This window comes from Collinsella sp. BIOML-A6 (genome assembly GCF_009875845.1).
Lineage (GTDB): Bacteria > Actinomycetota > Coriobacteriia > Coriobacteriales > Coriobacteriaceae > Collinsella > Collinsella aerofaciens_H.
Genome location: NZ_WWSL01000054.1, coordinates 1 through 2,264, shown reverse-complemented (window position 1 = coordinate 2,264; position 2,264 = coordinate 1). Strand labels below are relative to the sequence as shown.

The 2,264-nt window shown below is 57.2% G+C and carries 1 protein-coding gene and 1 rRNA gene; both read left to right on the top strand.

The genetic code is table 11. The features are described from left to right. Window positions 1–109 (top strand): 5S ribosomal RNA (rrf, locus tag GT495_RS10585); the annotation flags it as partial. Between the two features lie 246 nt (window positions 110–355). Further along, window positions 356–2,050, top strand: coding sequence for a phospho-sugar mutase (locus GT495_RS10580; RefSeq protein ID WP_161162599.1), 1,695 nt, complete (start codon window positions 356–358; stop codon window positions 2,048–2,050). Window positions 2,051–2,264: the final 214 nt, after the last annotated feature.

Below are 2,264 nucleotides of genomic sequence, written 5' to 3'. Positions count from 1 at the left end.
GCCAGAGCATGGGGGGCACGCCCGGTCCCGTTCCGAACCCGGAAGCTAAGCCCCATCGCGCCGAGAGTACTGCGGGGCCAGCCCGTGGGAGGCCAGGGCGCCGCTGACCGGTGGACGGCACCGAGCCGTGCATGGAACTGAAGAAGGGGGAGGCCTCGCGGCCTCCCCCTTTTTTCGTTTACGGGCAACATTCCTTATGCAATTAAACCAATTTAATCATCCACCGCTGAATATAGACGTTCACCGTTCTGTGGCCGGTTCTCTGTTCTCAATGGACTAATATTTGCTTTAGCGCCCTGATGCGCTTGTCCTGTTTTACACGGGTCGTTTTATTGATTGTGACGGAAGGACTCACATGGCAGATGTTCATGAGCTGCTTGATACTTGGATTGCCAATGTCAAGGACGAGGAGCTCCTCGCTGAGCTCAACACGATGAAGGAGCAGGGTGATGAGGACGCCATCACCGACGCTTTCTTCCAGGATCTCGCCTTCGGTACTGCCGGTCTTCGCGGCACTATCGGTGCGGGCACTAACCGTATGAATATCTATACGGTCGGTCGTGCGACCCAGGGATTCGCTGACTACCTCAATGCGACCTTTGAGCATCCGACGGTCGCCATCGCTCGCGATAGCCGCAATAAAGGTGAGCTGTTCGTTAAGACTACGGCTGCCATTCTTGCAGCAAACGGCGTGACTGCCCTCGTGTATCCCAAGATTTCTCCTGTGCCGACGCTCTCCTGGGCCGTCCGTGATCTTAAGTGCTCCGGCGGCATTTGCATGACCGCTAGCCATAACCCAGCGCCGTATAACGGCTATAAGGCCTATGGCCCCGATGGCTGCCAGATCACCAGCGAGGCCGCCGATGCAATTTCTAAGGCTATCGCCGAGACCGATACATTCACCGGCGTGAAGTCCATGGACTTTGATGAGGCTCTTGAGCGGGGTCTGGTTAAATGGATCGACGACTCGTGCCTCGAGCGTTATTACGACGCCGTTCTCGCGCGCGGCGTGACTAACCTTTCTGCCGAGGAGATCGCTGGCGCTCCGCTTAAGCTCGTCTACACTCCGCTCAACGGCACCGGCCTCATTCCCGTTACTACGGTGCTCGAGCGCGCTGGCATCACCGATGTCACGGTTGTTCCCGAGCAGAAGGAGCCTAACGGCGATTTCCCGACCTGCCCGTATCCTAACCCCGAGATCCGTCAGGCCATGCAGAAGGGCATCGATCTCTGCGAGCAGGTTCACCCTGATTTGCTGCTTGCAACCGATCCCGACGCCGACCGTGTTGGCGTTGCCGTTAAAAATGGCGATGACTATCTGCTGCTGACCGGCAATGAGATGGGCGTTCTGCTGCTCGACTATATCTGCAAGACCCGTGCTGCCCGCGGTGAGGACCTCACTAAGAAGGTTGCCGTTACTACTATCGTTTCTTCCGCCATGGTTGACGCTCTGGCCGACGAGTACGGTTTTGAGCTTCGCCGCTGCCTGACGGGCTTCAAGTACATCGGCGACATCATTACTTCTCTTTCCGATGCTGGCGAGGTCGATCGCTTTATCTTCGGTTTCGAGGAGAGCTACGGCTATCTGGCCGGCGACCACGTGCGCGACAAGGACGCCGTGAGCACTTCGCTTCTGATTTGCCAGATGGCGCAGTATTACAAGCTCCAGGGTAAGAACCTTGCCGATGCGATGCACGAGCTGTACGAGAAGTATGGCTACTATCACAACAAGACGATTTCGCTAAGCTATCCGGGCGCTGAGGGTGCGGCAAAGATGGCCGGCATCATGGCTGGTTTGCGCGAGAACCCGCCCGCGGAGCTCGCCGGTTCCAAGATTGAGGCCGTCGTGGATTACAACATCTGCGTGAACGGCCTGCCGAAGGCTAATGTCATTGAGTTCGATCTCGAGGGTGGTAACAAGGGTATCGTCCGTCCTTCTGGCACCGAGCCCAAGATTAAGCTGTACATCTTCGCTAAGGGCGCGGATGCCGCCGAGGCTGATGCAGCACTTGACGCGATTGAGGAGTCTGGTCGCAAGCTGCTGGCATAAGGTATTTAAGAGTCTATAGCTATAGATGGGCTAAAGAGGGGATCTCGGATGCGAGGTCCTCTCCTGTTTTTAACCAGCCAGCCGAGAGTACTTATATGTGTAGGAAATGTGTACGCCCAGATTCCCGCCCACGGGGCCCCTCCGGTCTGGCAATATATCTCCTTGCCGCGCGGCCCGGTCGGACCGGATCAGCCGCGCAGGCGTGCACCTTGAG